General features: G+C 65.1%; 15 protein-coding genes, 2 pseudogenes and 1 riboswitch. Of the genes and pseudogenes, 9 read left to right on the top strand and 8 right to left on the bottom strand.

What is annotated here, in order from left to right:
- The first annotated feature begins 45 nt into the window (after positions 1 to 45).
- Entirely contained in the window at positions 46 to 660 is a 615-nt protein-coding gene (locus CAG22_RS19370; RefSeq protein ID WP_085705978.1) for a Yip1 family protein, read from the top strand.
- A gap of 19 nt (positions 661 to 679) precedes the next feature.
- Here CAG22_RS19370 and CAG22_RS19365 read toward each other — a convergent pair whose 3' ends face one another.
- The 5 genes from CAG22_RS19365 to CAG22_RS19345 form a co-directional block, all read right to left on the bottom strand.
- Complete coding sequence (locus CAG22_RS19365; protein ID WP_025339297.1) at positions 680 to 940, bottom strand: DUF1652 domain-containing protein; 261 nt, start codon at positions 938 to 940, stop codon at positions 680 to 682.
- A 184-nt stretch (positions 941 to 1,124) separates the two neighbouring features.
- Positions 1,125 to 2,054 (bottom strand): DNA-3-methyladenine glycosylase, encoded by a 930-nt coding sequence (locus CAG22_RS19360; RefSeq protein WP_085588561.1) that lies wholly within the window; start codon positions 2,052 to 2,054, stop codon positions 1,125 to 1,127.
- 154 nt (positions 2,055 to 2,208) lie between these two features.
- Complete coding sequence (locus CAG22_RS19355) at positions 2,209 to 3,096, bottom strand: pirin family protein (protein ID WP_025339299.1); 888 nt, start codon at positions 3,094 to 3,096, stop codon at positions 2,209 to 2,211.
- Between the two features lie 96 nt (positions 3,097 to 3,192).
- Entirely contained in the window at positions 3,193 to 4,065 is an 873-nt protein-coding gene (locus tag CAG22_RS19350; protein WP_085705977.1) for an alpha/beta fold hydrolase, read from the bottom strand.
- 21 nt (positions 4,066 to 4,086) lie between these two features.
- Positions 4,087 to 4,716: a LysE family translocator gene (locus CAG22_RS19345; protein ID WP_025339302.1), complete on the bottom strand. Its 630-nt coding sequence runs from the start codon at positions 4,714 to 4,716 to the stop codon at positions 4,087 to 4,089.
- 125 nt (positions 4,717 to 4,841) lie between these two features.
- Between CAG22_RS19345 and CAG22_RS19340 the strand changes: the two genes are divergently transcribed.
- From CAG22_RS19340 to CAG22_RS19305, 8 genes are all read left to right on the top strand, one after another.
- The gene (locus tag CAG22_RS19340) at positions 4,842 to 5,321 is read left to right on the top strand and encodes a GNAT family N-acetyltransferase (RefSeq protein WP_085588556.1); all 480 of its coding nucleotides are present in this window, start codon (positions 4,842 to 4,844) and stop codon (positions 5,319 to 5,321) included.
- Positions 5,322 to 5,580: 259 nt separating this feature from the next.
- Positions 5,581 to 5,805, top strand: a riboswitch (cobalamin riboswitch).
- A gap of 92 nt (positions 5,806 to 5,897) precedes the next feature.
- Entirely contained in the window at positions 5,898 to 6,086 is a 189-nt protein-coding gene (locus tag CAG22_RS19335) for a CbtB domain-containing protein (RefSeq protein WP_025339304.1), read from the top strand.
- 9 nt (positions 6,087 to 6,095) lie between these two features.
- Complete coding sequence (locus CAG22_RS19330; protein WP_075045338.1) at positions 6,096 to 6,782, top strand: CbtA family protein; 687 nt, start codon at positions 6,096 to 6,098, stop codon at positions 6,780 to 6,782.
- Positions 6,782 to 7,168 carry a cobalamin biosynthesis protein gene (locus CAG22_RS19325; RefSeq protein ID WP_085588552.1) on the top strand — a complete coding sequence of 129 codons (387 nt, stop codon included), beginning with the start codon at positions 6,782 to 6,784 and terminating at the stop codon, positions 7,166 to 7,168. The genes CAG22_RS19330 and CAG22_RS19325 overlap by 1 nt, the downstream gene beginning before the upstream one ends.
- A 32-nt stretch (positions 7,169 to 7,200) precedes the next feature.
- A complete protein-coding gene (gene cobM, locus CAG22_RS19320) occupies positions 7,201 to 7,953 on the top strand; it encodes a precorrin-4 C(11)-methyltransferase (RefSeq protein ID WP_085615512.1) in 753 nt (250 codons plus the stop codon).
- Positions 7,954 to 8,019: 66 nt separating this feature from the next.
- The gene (locus tag CAG22_RS19315; RefSeq protein ID WP_085705976.1) at positions 8,020 to 8,262 is read left to right on the top strand and encodes a DUF1272 domain-containing protein; all 243 of its coding nucleotides are present in this window, start codon (positions 8,020 to 8,022) and stop codon (positions 8,260 to 8,262) included.
- 231 nt (positions 8,263 to 8,493) lie between these two features.
- A complete protein-coding gene (locus tag CAG22_RS19310) occupies positions 8,494 to 9,108 on the top strand; it encodes a response regulator transcription factor (protein ID WP_085692500.1) in 615 nt (204 codons plus the stop codon).
- 13 nt (positions 9,109 to 9,121) lie between these two features.
- Positions 9,122 to 12,391 (top strand): transporter substrate-binding domain-containing protein, encoded by a 3,270-nt coding sequence (locus CAG22_RS19305; protein ID WP_085705975.1) that lies wholly within the window; start codon positions 9,122 to 9,124, stop codon positions 12,389 to 12,391.
- Here the strand turns inward: CAG22_RS19305 and CAG22_RS29020 are convergent.
- From CAG22_RS29020 to CAG22_RS19295, 3 genes and pseudogenes are all read right to left on the bottom strand, one after another.
- Positions 12,366 to 12,791, bottom strand: a pseudogene (locus tag CAG22_RS29020) (methyl-accepting chemotaxis protein); the annotation flags it as partial. The gene CAG22_RS19305 and the pseudogene CAG22_RS29020 overlap by 26 nt on opposite strands.
- A gap of 111 nt (positions 12,792 to 12,902) precedes the next feature.
- Positions 12,903 to 13,586, bottom strand: a pseudogene (locus CAG22_RS29015) (PAS domain-containing protein); the annotation flags it as partial.
- 237 nt (positions 13,587 to 13,823) lie between these two features.
- Positions 13,824 to 14,843 (bottom strand): LacI family DNA-binding transcriptional regulator, encoded by a 1,020-nt coding sequence (locus tag CAG22_RS19295; RefSeq protein WP_025339312.1) that lies wholly within the window; start codon positions 14,841 to 14,843, stop codon positions 13,824 to 13,826.
- Positions 14,844 to 14,940: the final 97 nt, after the last annotated feature.

Genomic DNA, 14,940 nt, shown 5'->3' with positions numbered 1-14,940 from the left:
CATAGCAAAAGGGCCCACGCCTGCCGGAGAACGCGGAGAAAGCCAATGAACAGTCCGTTGCTCAAGCTCTTCACTCACCCCGCCGACGCCTGGCTGGATATTCGCCGGGCCGAGGAAGACCACCCGCAGCAATATCTGCCGCGCCTGCTGGCCCTGGCATTGATCCCCGCGGTGTGCCTGTTCGTCGGCACTACCACCTTCGGCTGGAGCCTGGCCGCCGAGGAACGGGTGCGCCTGAGCATGGCCAGCGCCGCGCAACTGGCGGGCTTGCTCTATGCAACTACCGTGGTCGGGGTGATGCTGATGGGCACGATGATCCGCTGGATGTCGCGCGGTTTCGATGCGCAGCCCAGCCTCAACCAGTGCATCGGCTTTGCCGCCTACTGCGCCACGCCATGGTTCTTTGCCGGGGTGGTCGGCCTGCTGCCGATCCGCTGGCTGGCGCTGGCGGCGCTGCTGGCAGCCTCGGCGTATGGCAGTGTGTTGCTGTATGGCGGGTTGCAGACCTTCCTGCGCCTGAAGAAGGAACAGGCCATGCTGTTCGCGACTTGCGTGTGGGGGGTGGGGTTGCTGCTGCTGGTGACCATCCTGGTGGCGATGATCCTGTTCTGGTTCAACGGCCTGATGCCGGAATATGTGCGCCCGGCCAGCCTGGGCTGACCGGGGCGCGGCAGGCGCCTCAGGCAATCGCCTTGAGTGGCGCCGGGTGGCTGTCACGCAGCGCGTGCAGCTGCCCCACCAGGTTGACCAAGTCGCGGCAACTGTTGAGGCTATGCAGGGGGACCCCGCTCAGGGTCACGCCCTCGTCGAGACTCTGGCCCTGACCCAGGCGGATGGTCAGGTTGGCGCCGTCCGTGCAGCTGACTTCGCAACGGTCGGGCAGGCAGGCCTGCTCGATCATCTGCCGCATTTCTAGCATCGAAACTCCTATCAACGACATGGTACGACCCTCTCTTTGGGATGGCCTGTTGTGTGAGTACGCCTTTGTCGGGCGAGGCGCCAATTGATATTGCGCATGCCGGGGCAGGCGTCCATGCGCCTGGGCAATGATCATGCGGGGAATCCTCTAGCACCTTAGTGGAAGATCACCTGCACAGTTCGAGTGTTCGAACGCAATGGCAGACTTAGCGACGAGCGGTGCCGGCAGGCCCCAGCGATGCCCACAGATGCTGCGCCGCATAGGCTCGCCACGGTCGCCAGGCCAGGGCTCGTTGCGCCAGTTGGGCGTCGTCGCCTTCGAGCAGGCGCAACGCCTTGACCAGCGCCACGTCGCCCAGCGGCAAGGCATCGGCCGCGCCGGCCTGGCGCAACGCCAGGTAGTGCGCGCTCCAGGGGCCGATCCCCTTGAGTTGGCACAGGTTGCGCAGCAGTTCATCCAGCACTTGCCCGCGGCGTAGCAGCCGGGGCTCGGCCAGCAAGGCACTGGCCAGCGTGCCCAGGGTGGCGGCGCGCGCCCGCGGCATGCCCATATCCTCGAACTGGGCAGCCGCCAATACCGGCAGCGCCGGAAACACGTGGCTCAGGCCCGGTGCGGGCCAGCGCAGGGGCACGCCGTGGCGTTGCACCAGGCGGCCGGCCAGGGTCATGGCCCCGGCCACACTGACCTGCTGGCCCAGCACAGTGCGCATGGCCTGCTCGCAGGCGTCCCAGCCTTGTGGCACGCGCAGGCCTGGGCGCTCCTGTAGCAGGCGGGCCATCAGCGGATCGCGGGACAGTTCGGCATTGATGCGCGCGGGGTCGGCATCAAGGTCGAAGACCCGCCTCAGCCTGGCGGTCAGGCCGGGTAGCGCGTGGGCCGGGACGCCCTCAAGGCGGACCCGCAGGTACTGGCTACCCGAAGGTGTGGCGTGCAAGACGGCGTGGCGGCCGGCAATTACCAGGGTACGGCGGTAGGTGCCGTCGAGGCAGGTCTCGATGCCGGGGATGCAGCGGGCAGCGAGGAAGGCCAGGGTCGAGGGCCAGTGGTAAGGGGCGCGGTAGCGCAGCCACAAGGTGTGGTGGCCGGGGGTGGGCAATGATCGGCGCACGGCGTGCAAGGGGGTGAGCTTGGGCATGGCTGCATCATGCCAGCAAATGTAATACCTGTACCGGCCCTATCGCCGGCAAGCCAGCTCCCACAGGTACAGCGACAATCTCGAGAGCATCGCTGTACCTGTGGGAGCTGGCTTGCCGGCGATAGGGCCGGACAAGCCATTCAATCAACCAGGATCAATGCGCCGCACCGTCCCGTGCATCCTGCATCTGCCCGAACCGCCCGGCATGGAAATCGTCGAACGACTCGGCAATTTCTGCCTGACTGTTCATCACGAACGGGCCATAGCCCACGATCGGCTCGTCGATCGGCTCACCGCTGAGCAGCAGCAGGCTGGCACCTTCCAGCGCTTCGACGGCAACATCCTCACCGCCGCGGTCAAGCAACACCAGGCTGGATGGGCCGGCTTCGCGCTCGCCGTTGATCCGCACATTGCCGCGCAACACCACCAGCGCCGCATTGCGCCCGGCGGCAACCGGCAGCTGCAAGGTTGCACCGGCATTCAGGCGCATGTCCCAGACATCCATGGCGGTAAAGGTTCGCGCCGGCCCCGAATGCCCACGATATTCACCTGCAATCACCCGCAGGCTGCCGCCCTCGCCGTCCAGCGCCACCACCGGGATGTCCTCGGCCAGCAGCGTCTGGTAGCCAGCCGCTGCGCGCTTGTCGCGTGCCGGCAGGTTGACCCACAGCTGTACCATCTCCAGCGTACCGCCAGTGCGGGCGAAGCCTGGGGAGTGGAACTCTTCATGGATGATGCCGTTGGCAGCAGTCATCCACTGCACGTCACCGGGGCCGATCAAGCCGCCAGCGCCGGTAGAGTCGCGGTGCTCCAGTTCGCCCTGGTAAACGATGGTCACGGTCTCGAAGCCGCGGTGCGGGTGCTGGCCAACGCCGCGCCGCGCACTGGTCGGGGTGAAGTCATGAGGGCCGGCATAGTCCAGCAGCAGGAACGGGCTGATCTTGCTGGCCAGGTTGTCGTAGGTGAACAGGCTGCGCACCGGGAAACCATCACCTACCCAGTGGGCGTGGGGGCTGCGGTGAATACCCAGAATCGTTTTCATGAGAAGGCTCCTCTCTTGGTTGAGATAACCTTATCAATGATGCCAATCAGGCGGTAGCAGGCTTGTTTGGCATTCATCGTTCCACCCATGGAACAGTCAACCTTGCAAGAAACCGAGCACCTGTTCGGCAGCAATGACCGGGTCTTCCTGCATGAAACAATGCCCACCTGCAACCTGCCTGGCGGTCACCTGAGGGTTGAGCGCCGCCAGGCGGTTCACCGAATGGGGCACGAAGGGGTAGGTGTGCTCGCCGTACAGCACCCGCGTGGGCGTGCGGATCGCCGTCAGGCTTGCCCACATGCGCTTGGGGAAGGAACTGAAGATTTCCACTTCGCGGCTGGGCCGGCACTTGAGCACCACCGCTTCGCCACAGTCGCCGATGGCATGCTCGACGTAGGCCCGCAGCGCCGCATCGGTCCACCCCTTGAAGATACCCCGCCCATGCAGCGAAGCCAGGGCTGCCTCGCGGTCGGGCCAGTGGCTGCGACGGCTGGCGGCCTTGCGCGCCAGGGCGTGACGCTGATGCAAGCCGACCAGGGCTGCCACCCCCATCACACCCAGCATGCGCCGGCTGAACAGTACCGGGTCGAGCAGCACGGCACGCGTGAACAGTTGCGGTTCACTGGCCAGGATCAGGCCGGTGAGCACGCCACCGAAACTGTGCCCGACGGCAAAGCGCGGTACGTCGCCATACTCGCCCCGCCCGGCTGCGAAAGCCTCCACCGCCAGCGCAGCGGTGCGGTTCCAGCCACGAAACACCCCGCCATGGTCACTGTCACCATGGCCCTGGACATCGCTGAGCCACAGGTCGAAATGTTCGCCCAGGCGCATCAGCAATGGCTGGTAGGTCAGGCAGCAGAAGCCGTTGCCGTGCAGAAAATGCAGCAGCGGCTTGCCACTGGCCGGGGTTCGCCAGCCACGCAGGGTGAAGCCTTCGGCGCATTCGTGGGACCAGGGGATCAACTGCATCGGCTTGCTGTACTCGCGGGGTCAGGAAAACGCCGATTCTACAAACAGCAGCGGGTACAGTGAAATCACCAGCAACAAGGCCATCAGGACATTGAACAGCATCAGCCAGCGCGGGTTCTGCAACAGGTTGCGCAGGGCGCTGCCGAACATCACCCACACCCCCACGCTGGGCAGGTTGACCAGGGCAAACAAGGCGGCAATGACAATGACGTTGGTCACATAGCCTTGCGCCGGCGTGTAGGTGGTGATTGCACCGACTGCCATCACCCAGGCCTTGGGGTTGACCCACTGGAACGCCGCCGCTCCCCAGAAGCCCAGCGGTTTGCGGGCACTGGACGAGGCTGTGCCGACCGGCCCGGAGGTGGCGATCTTCCAGGCGAGGTAAAGCAGGTAGGCGGCGCCGGTGTAGCGCAGTACCGTGTACAGCGGCGGCCAGGCCTTGAACACCTCGCCCAGGCCCAGGCCAACGGCCAGTACCATTACCATGAAACCGACGCTGATGCCCATGGCGTGCGGGATGGAGCGGCGCACACCGAAGTTGACGCCCGAGGCCAGCAGCATGGTGTTGTTGGGGCCAGGGGTGATGGAGGACACGAAGGCAAACAGCACGAAGGCGGTGAGCAGGTCGGCAGAGGCAAGCATGGCAGGCATTCCACATTCTTTATGGGTGCTGTCACACTAACGGAGTCGCCCTCCTCTGCGACCGATACAGTTTCACTAAATTGTGTAGATACACATCGCTGTACCGCAACCACCAGACCAAGGAAGCCGTCACCATGAGCCTTACCATTCGCCCTGCCGTTCGCGCCGATGCCGAGCAGATCCTGGCCTTCATCACCGAACTGGCCGAGTACGAACGCGCTCGCCACGAGGTGATCGCGAGCGTTGCCGATATCGAGCGCAGCCTTTTTGGCGAGGGCAGCACCGTGCACAGCCTGATTTGCGAGCGCGATGGCCGGGCAATCGGCTTTGCCGTGTATTTCTACAGCTACTCGACCTGGCTCGGGCGCAACGGCATCTACCTGGAAGACCTGTACATAACGCCCGAGCAGCGCGGCGACGGTGCCGGGCGGCAATTGCTGCAGCATATTGCCCGCGAAGCGGTGGCGAATGATTGTGGGCGGCTGGAATGGAGCGTGCTGGACTGGAACGAGCCGGCGATCGGCTTTTATCAGAAGCTGGGCGCCGAAGCACAGGATGAGTGGGTGCGCTACCGGCTGGATGGGGAGAAACTGGCGGCGTTTGCCCGGGGCTGACCGGGGCCGCTTTGCGGCCCTTCGCGGGCTTGCCCGCTCCCACAGGAACCGCGTATTTTCTGAGCCTAGCGCTAAACCTGTGGGAGCGGGCAAGCCCGCGAAGGGCTGCAAAGCAGCCCCAATAAAGCCGGCAAACGTTATCTGACCGGCATAAGGGCAAGCCCGCTCTCTTTGCACATAACTCAGCCGCTCCCACAGAGTACCCGCAGCGCCCGCAAACTCGATTCTGGCAATTGACGGCAGCCCCGCCCCATGGTCTCCTTATGCCTCGCGTTCAGGTGCCCCCGATGGGGGTGAAACGGGAAACCGGTGCGTCACAGGCCCTCCAGCAGGGCCGGACAAGGCCGGTGCTGCCCCCGCAACGGTAAGCGAGCGAAGCGTCTGTACCACTGTGCCCGGTCACCCGGCATGGGAAGGTGACGCCTTCCAGGAGCCTGGCTCCTCCTCGCAAGCCCGGAGACCGGCCTGGCGTTCATGAACACCCCGCGGTGGGCGGGCGCTGTTGCATTCCCCTGGGCTGCCACGCTCGGGGCTGCCGCGCTTGCCCGTTGCCCACAAAAAGCAGAGGAACGCGTCATGCCCGTCACCAGCGCCAAGCAACACAGCATCACCACCCCCGTCACCCTCAGCCAGCGTGTCGTCATCGCCGTCGGCGCCAGCCTGCTGGGCCTGTGCCTGGTGTATTTCGCCGGCTTCTCGCACATCGAGGCCGTGCACAACGCCGCCCACGACACCCGCCACAGCGCCGCCTTCCCCTGCCACTGAGTACGCCTGATGATCACACGCATTGCCCGTACCGCGGGCTTCAGCGGGTTGCTGGCGGCCTTGCTGCTGACCTTGCTGCAAAGCTTCTGGGTCGCCCCGCTGATCCTCGAGGCAGAAACCTACGAATCCTCGGCCCCGGTCGCCCAGCACGAGCATGCCGGCGAAGTGGCCGCCCATGAACACAGCGCCGAAGCCTGGTCGCCGGAAGATGGCTGGCAGCGGGTGCTGTCCACCACTGGCGGCAACCTGGTGGTCGCGGTCGGCTTCGCCCTGATCCTCACCGCCCTGTACAGCCTGCGCGAACCCAAGCGTGCCGGCACCGGCGCACTGTGGGGCCTGGCCGGCTTCGCCGTGTTCTGCCTGGCCCCGACCCTGGGCCTGCCGCCGGAACTGCCAGGTACTGCAGCCGCCGACCTGGGGCAACGCCAGGCCTGGTGGATCGGCACCGCCAGCGCCACCGCGCTGGGCCTTGCCCTGCTGGTGTTCGCCCGCCACTGGTTGCTGAAGGCGCTGGGCGCCGTGCTGCTGGTCATTCCCCATGTGATCGGTGCGCCGCAACCCGAGGTGCACGAGAGCCTGGCCCCCGCCGCACTGGAAACCCAGTTCAAAGTGGCCTCCTGGCTGACCAACGCCGCCTTCTGGCTGGCCCTGGGCCTGCTCAGCGCCTGGCTGTTCCGGCGCTCCAGCCAGGCCTGATGCCTGCCTTTTACGCCGGCTTCGGCTGCCGCCGGGGTTGCCCGGCGGACACGCTGGAAACCTTGCTACGCCAGGCCTTGGCCAACCAGAGCCTGGCGTTGGCCGACCTGCACGGTATCGCCAGCATCAGCCTGAAGGCCGACGAACCCGGCTTGCAGCAACTGGCCGAACGCCTCGGCGTGCCCTTGGTGTTGTACGATACCGCGCAGTTGCAACCCTACGAACTCCAGCTCAGCCACCGCTCCGCCGCTGCCCATGCCCACTGCGGCTGCTGGGGCGTGGCGGAGAGCGCGGCACTGGCCCTGGCCAGCCAGCGGCTCGGCGCGGCCAGGTTGCTGCTGACGCGCCAGGTACTGGGCCCGGCTACCCTCGCCCTGGCCTGTTGAACGTTTCCCCCTCTTTCCTGCAAGGACTTTCCATGACGGTCTACTTCATCGGCGCCGGCCCCGGCGACCCGGAACTGATCACAATCAAGGGCCAACGGCTGATCCGCCAGTGCCCGGTGATCATCTATGCCGGTTCGCTGGTGCCGGCCGCCGTGCTCGAGGGCCACCAGGCCGAGACCGTGATCAACAGCGCCGAACTGCACCTGGAGCAGATCATTGCCGCCATGCGCAGTGCGCATGAGCAAGGCCTGGATGTGGCCCGGGTACACAGTGGCGATCCCAGCCTGTACGGCGCCATCGGCGAGCAGATCCGCCATCTGCAGGCGCTGGGCATCGATTACCAGATCATTCCCGGGGTCACCGCCACGGCGGCCAGCGCCGCCCTGCTCGGCTGCGAACTGACCCTGCCCCAGGTAGCGCAGACCGTTATCCTTACCCGCTATGGCGACAGTTCGCCGATGCCGCCCGGCGAGCAACTTGGCGACCTGGCGCGCCATGGCAGCACCCTGGCGATCCACCTGGGGGTGAAGCACCTGTCGCGTATCGTCGAAGAACTGCTGCCGCACTACGGCGCGCACTGCCCGGTGGCGGTGGTGCATCGCGCCACCTGGCCGGATCAGGACTGGGTGCGCGGCACCCTCGGCGATATCGTCGAACGCGTCGCGGCCAAGGGCTTCCGACGCACGGCGCTGATCCTGGTGGGCCATGTTCTGGGCGACACACCGTTTGCCGAATCGGCCTTGTACCGCGCCGGGCACGCCCACCTGTATCGCCCTGGCGACTGAGCATTGCCAGGTTCGCCACGGGCGTAGCAGACTCCGGTTTCCCGCCTGCAAACAGGAGTCATGCCCATGCTGGACCTACGCCCAAACTGCGAGTGCTGCGATACCGACCTGCCGGGTGACAGCCCCGATGCGCTGATCTGCTCCTTCGAATGCACCTTCTGCCGTACCTGCGCCGAAACCCGTTTCCAGGGCCGCTGCCCGAACTGCACCGGCCAGTTGGTGGCACGCCCGACACGGGTCGGCCGGGCGCTGGCCAACAACCCTGCCTCGACCCAGCGCGTGAGCAAAGCACACTCCGCCTGCGCGTGATCTACTTCAAAACATTCAAAAAAACAGACATCGCCGCTTTGCCAGGGTGATGTCTTTCCTATTTTTTGTAGGACTTTTCAACAACAAGTGCGGAGACTTTCAACACTTCTATACTCGGCATTACCAAATTTCGGGAATGGTCGTATCGTGCAGCGCTTCCGATAACCCCACTTGCAGACGTATTCCTGAGTGATCCAGGAAGCGGACCACATCCTGACAGGAGTTTTCTTCATGACTACCGTGCTGATCGTCGACGACCACCCCATCGTCCGGTTGTCCTTGCGCATGTTGCTCGAACGCGAGCGCTTCCGTGTCGTCGGCGAGGTCGCCAATGGCAGCGAAGTGGCGCAAGTAGCCCGCGACCTGCGCCCGGACGTGGTGATTCTCGACATCGGCCTGCCCGGCCTGGATGGCATGGAAGTGATCAAGCGCCTGCAATGCCTGGAGCCGGCGCCCAAGATCATGGTGCTGACCGGTCAGGCCACCGACCTGTATGTGCGGCGCTGTCTGGATGCCGGCATCGGCGCTTTCGTCACCAAGGAAGAAGACCACGAAGCGTTGCTGTTTGCCCTGAAGGCCCTGGTCAAGGGCTACTCGACCTTTCCGCAGATGTCGGTCAACAGCAACTCGCTGGAAAGCGAGCCGGTGCGCCTTGCGAGCCTGTCCAACCGGGAAATGGAAGTGCTGCGACGCCTGGCGCGCGGCGAGAACAACAAGAATATCGGCACCTGCATGAACCTCAGTGCCAAGACCATCAGCACCTACCGGGGCCGCATCATGGAAAAGCTCAAGACCGAATCGCTGGTTGAGATGGTCGACCTGGCCAAGCGCAACAGCGTCTATTGAGCGCTCGGTGGCAATGAAGCGCCTGCTGGCAAGCGCCCTTCTGGTCATCGGCCTGGCCAGTTCCGGCGCGCTGCTGGCCAACAGCGAACCCCGCCAGTTGCTGGCACGCTCGGTCAGCGCCGCCGCCCCGCTGGCGCTGTCCAGCGAAGAGCGGCAATGGCTCCAGCAACGCCAGCACCTGGTGCTTGGCAGCTCGCGGCCCGACTACCCACCGCTGGAAATCAATATCAGCCAGCGCGACTATGAAGGCCTCAGCGCCGATTACGCAGGCATCATCGCTGAACAGCTGGGCACCACCATCGAAGTACGACGCTACGACAGCCGCCACGAAGCCATCGCTGCGCTACGCGACGGCCGTATCGACCTGCTGGGCAGCTCCAATGCCTTCGAGGCAGCGGATGCACAGCTCAGCCTCAGTGCGAGCTACGCCGACGACCTGCCGGTCATCGTCACCCGCGAGGGGCACAGCCTGAAGAACACCCCCGACCTCGCCGGCCTGCGCCTGGCCATGGTCGATCATTACCTGCCGGCCAGCAGCGTCCGTAGCCTGTACCCCAAGGCGCAACTGAGCCTGTATCGCTCGACGCTGGCCGGGCTGGCCGCCGTCGAACTGGGCGAGGCCGACGCCTACCTGGGCGATGCCATCAGTACCGACTTCGCGATTGGCAAGAGTTACCAGGGCACACTGAAGATCGACCACTTCTGCCAGGTTGCCCCCGGGGCGTTTGCCTTTGCCCTGGCCAGTGACAACCCGCGCCTGCAACAGTTGGTCGACAAGGCGCTGGCGCGCATCAGCGAAAGCGAACGCCTGAACATCCTGCGCCGCTGGAGCAGTGGCAACACCAGCCTGCTGCTGCAACGCCACCTCACCGCCCTGACCGCCGAAGAAGAAGCCTGGATCGCTGCCAACCCCAGCATCAGCGTGCTGGTCAACACATCGCTGGCGCCGCTGACCTTCAACGACGCCCAGCACCGCCCCAGCGGCATTACCCTCGACCTGCTCAAGCAGATCTCGCTGCGCACAGGGCTGCATTTCAAGCCGGTCGAAAGCCCGTCGGCGCAGGCAATGGTCGAGCGCCTGGCGCGCGGTGATGCGCAGATGATCGGCGCATTGGGCTATAGCGCGGACCGTTCGAAACAACTGCGCTATACCCGCCCCTACCTGGTCAGCCCGCGGGTGCTGGTCACCCGTGGCGACAATGCATTACCGGCGCAGGCCATGGCGCTGGATGGCCTGCGCATCGCCCTGGTGCGCGGCTCGCCGCAACGGGCCGTGCTGCAACAACGCTACCCGCAGGCCAGGATGGTCGAAGTGGACAACCCGCTCGGCCTGATGGAAGCCGTGGCCAACGGTGCCGCCGACGTCGCCTTGAGCAGCCATATCAATGCCGCCTACTACATCAGCCATGTGTTCAAGGACCGCCTGCGCATTGCCAGCGTGCTCGACGACGACCCGGCCATCGCCGCCTTCGCCGTGGCCGCCGACCAGCCGCAGTTGCAGGCAATCCTCGACAAGGCGCTGCTGAGCATTCCACCCGAAGAGCTGGACCAGTTGATCAACCGCTGGCGCACCACCACCCTGGTCAGTGACAGCCCTTGGCGCGACTACCGCACCCTGGCCTTGCAGGTGCTGGTGCTGTCGGCCTTGCTGCTGGCCGGGGTGGTGTTCTGGAACAGCTATCTGCGCAAGCTGATCAACCAGCGCACCGAGGCCCAGCATGCCCTGCAAGCGCAGCTGGCGCTCAGCCGCGGCCTGCTCGAGCAACTGCGCCAGGCCAAGGACGACGCCGAACAGGCCAGCCAGACCAAAAGCACCTTCCTGGCCACCATGAGCCATGAAATCCGTACCCCGATGAATGCCGTGATCGGCCTGCTGGAGTTGGCCCTGGAAGACAGCCGCGGTGGCCGTTGCGACACCCAGACCTTGCAGACCGCCCACGATTCGGCCATCGGCCTGCTTGAGCTGATTGGCGATATTCTCGACATTTCCCGCATCGAATCCGGGCACATCACCCTGCAGCCGGTGCCCACCAACCTGGTCGAACTGGTACGCGCCACCGTACGGGTGTTCGAAGGCAATGCACGGGCCAAAGGCCTGCACTTGCACAGCGAGCTGCCCGCTGCGCCGGTCTGGGTACTGGCTGATCCGCTGCGCCTCAAGCAAGTCTTGTCCAACCTGATCAGCAACGCCATCAAGTTCACCGACCGCGGCGAAGTCCAGGCCAGCCTGCTGCTCTCACCCGCTGACAATGACAGCCTGGCAGTGGAACTGAATGTGCGAGACACCGGTATCGGCATCGGCCCAGCCGACCAGGCCCGGCTGTTCAATGCCTTCGTCCAGGCCGACGGCCCCCGGGCACGCCAGGGTGCCGGCCTGGGGCTGGTCATCAGCCGCACCCTGGCCGAGTTGATGGGCGGCACCTTGAACCTGCAGAGCGTCGAAGGCGTAGGTACCAAGGTGCAGGTCTGCGTGCGGCTGCCCGCGTGCGCAGCACCGGTACAGGTCGAACAGCACGCCCCGGAGCTGGAAAGCAGCAGCGGCCCGCTGAACATACTGGTGGTCGACGACTACCCCGCCAACCTGCTGCTGCTGGAGCGGCAGCTGCATACCCTGGGGCATCGGGTGACGCTGGCGGAGAACGGGGAAATCGCGCTGGCACGCTGGCAGGCAGCGCGCTTCGACCTGGTGATCACCGACTGCAGCATGCCGGTCATGGACGGCCACGAACTGACCCGCCGCATCCGCAGCCTCGAGGGCGAACGCGGCCTGGCGGCATGCCGCATTCTCGGCGTCACCGCCAACGCCCAGGCCGAGGAGCGTACCCGCTGCCTGGCCAGCGGCATGGACGAATGCCTGTTCAAACCCATTGGCCTGCGTACGCTCAAGGCCCACCTGCCCCACGCTCACCCCCGGCAACAGCCGCCAGCGCGCCGCGACAGCGGGTTCAACCTTGGCGAACTGCGGCACCTGACCCAGGACGACGAACAGCTGACGCGGAATCTGCTGGAACAGCTGGCACAAAGCGTCAGCGAAGACCTTGCGACCTTGCGCGCACTGGCAGCCGATGCGCCCGGCGAGGCTGTGCGCGCCCTGGCTCACCGGATCAAGGGCGGGGCGAAGATGCTCAAGGTACGCACGCTGGTCCACGATTGCGAAGCCATCGAACAGGCCCACGGCCAAGGCCTGCCAACGGTTGACCTGCGCCTGCAATTGCAGGCCAGCCTGGAGACCCTGCTGGACGAGTTGGGCGATGCGCTCAATGCAATTGCAGCGTCGAACTGATCTGGCTGATGGCGTTTACCACGTGCCGTGAACCCTGCTGGATTTCCATGATCACCGTGCCGGCCTCATTGGCCAGCGCCACGCCATGATCGGTGCGTTTCAGGCTTGACTGCATGCTGGCCACGGCCAACAGCGACAGGTCGTGGTTCTGCCGCACCACGTCGACGATTTCCACGGTGGCCTTGCTGGTTCGCGCCGCCAGGCTGCGCACCTCGTCGGCCACCACGGCAAAACCGCGCCCGTGCTCGCCGGCGCGGGCCGCCTCGATGGCTGCGTTCAAAGCCAACAGGTTGGTCTGGTCGGCAATGCCACGGATGGTCAGCACTATCTGCCCGATTACATCCGACTGCTTGCTCACCGCATCGATACTGCGTGCCGCGTCGTTGAGTTCATGGGAAATCTGCTCGATCACCTGTACCGCCTGCTGTACCACCTCGGTGCCCTTGCGCGCGCAGGCATCGGTCTGTACCGAACTGGCATGGGCAGCATCGGCCGCGCTTTGCTGGGTGCTGACCTGGCGGGTGATGTCGCTGGCGAACTTCACTACCTTGTACAAGCGGCCCTTGCTGTCGAAGATCGGGTTGTAGGAGGCCTCCAGGTAGACCGTCTGGCCATGTTTGTCGACACGCTCGAAACGGTGCGAGTGGTACTCGCCGCGGTTGAGCGATGCCCAGAACTCGCGGTACTCGGCCGATTCGCGCTCATGCGCCAGGCAGAACAGCCCGTGATGGCGACCGACCACCTCGTCCAGGCGATAGCCCATGGTGTCGAGGAAGTTCTGGTTGGCCTTGATCACCCGGCCTTGCGGGGTGAATTCGATCACCGCCATGGAGCGGCTGATGGCCTTGAGCAGGCTTTCGCTCTCGTGCTCCTCCATCACCCGCTGGCTGATGTCGGATGCCACCTTGATAACGCTGGTGACCTGGAGCTGCTCGTCCAGTACCGGCATGTAGCTGGCTTCCAGCCAGACTTCGCGGCCGGCCTTGTCGATGCGCTCGAAGGTACCGCTGATGGCCTTGCCCTGCCCCAGTTCACGCCACAGTTGCTGGTATTCGGCGCTTTTCGCGTAGCCAGGGTCGCAGAACAGCCGGTGGTGCTTGCCGCGCAACTCCTCGGCGCTGTAGCCCATGGCCTGGCAGAAGCGCTCATTGGCATCGAGGATCGTGCCGTCGGGGGTGAACTCGATCATTGCCATGGAGCGGCTGATCGCCGCCAGCTTGGCCTGCAAGCTGGCCAAGGCCTCATGACTGCGCTGGATCTCGACCAGATCGGACTTGCGGTGGAAATCGAACATGACGCCGGGCTCCTGTATGCGCGGTGTCCTGAGCATAGATCGCCGTTAGCGCCATGCAAGCACAGTGCTATCACCTTGTAATTAATGCATTCATAGTACGGAGCGCGCTTCTTGACCAGGATGGGCAAGCGCCCGGGCTCAGGAACTCTCCCGCACCATCAACTCGAAGCCCAGGTCCTGCTGCGCATTCGGCACCCGCTTGCCATCGAGCAACGCCAGCAACGCCTGCGCAGCACCGCGCCCCACGGCGGCCCGAGGCGTGCGAATCGAGGTCAGCCGCGGCACCATGTGCGCCGAAGCCGGCAGGTCGTTGAAACCGACCATCGCCACCTGCCGCGGCACCTCCACCCCTTGGCGCAATGCCTGCAGCACCGCGCCCTGGGCCAGGTCGTCGTTGCAGAAGAAGATACCGTCGACATCTGGCGCCTGTTGCAGCAGCTGGCTGAACAACGCGCTGCCCAGGGCAATGGAAGAAGGCTCCGGCGCCAGCACTTCCAGCTCGGCCGCCTGCAAGCCGGCCTCGGCCAATGCCTGGCGGAACCCTTCGGCACGCTGCATCACCCGCGGGTCGAGCTGCGCGGCAATGAACGCCAGGCGCTTGCGCCCGCGCTCGATCAGGTGGCGGGCCGCGGCGCGCCCGGCCTGCTGCTGCGAGAAACCGACCGACAACGCCCCGGCCTCGCCATTCAGTTCCATCATGTGCACACAGGGCACACCACTGGCCGCCAGCATCTGCCGCGATGCCTCGCTGCGCTCGAAACCGGTCAGCAGCATGCCGCAGGGCTGGTAGGCCAGGTAGTTGCGGATCAGGTTCTCTTCTTCGGCAAGATCGTAGTGATAGTTGCCGATCAGCACCTCGAGCCCGCGCGGGCGCATGACCTCATGAATGGCTTCCAGCGTATCGATGAACAGCTGGTTGGACAGCGACGGGATCAACACCACCACCGACTGGCTGCGCGCCGACGCCAGGGCACGGGCCGCCGGGTTGGCCACGTAGCCAAGGCTCGCCGCGGCAGCAACGACCTTTTCCACCAGCTCCGGCGCAACCGTGCTGACCCCACGCAGGGCGCGCGAGGCGGTAATCGGGGAAACCCCGGAAAGCCTGGCAACTTCTGCCAGGGTGGGACGACCTGTGGTGCGGGAGCCGGTGCGGGACATGGATGTTGTAATTTTACTACTTGCAAGGAAAGGGAACGGCCACTAAGGTAGCGCTGTCTCAGGACGCAGGCAATGTAATCTTTGGTAGCAGCCACCG

The sequence above is a fragment of the Pseudomonas sp. B8(2017) genome, from assembly GCF_002113575.1.
Taxonomy (GTDB): Bacteria; Pseudomonadota; Gammaproteobacteria; order Pseudomonadales; family Pseudomonadaceae; genus Aquipseudomonas; species Aquipseudomonas putida_Z.
Note: the sequence above shows the minus strand (reverse complement) of the source record. Positions and strands in the feature narration are given on the sequence as shown.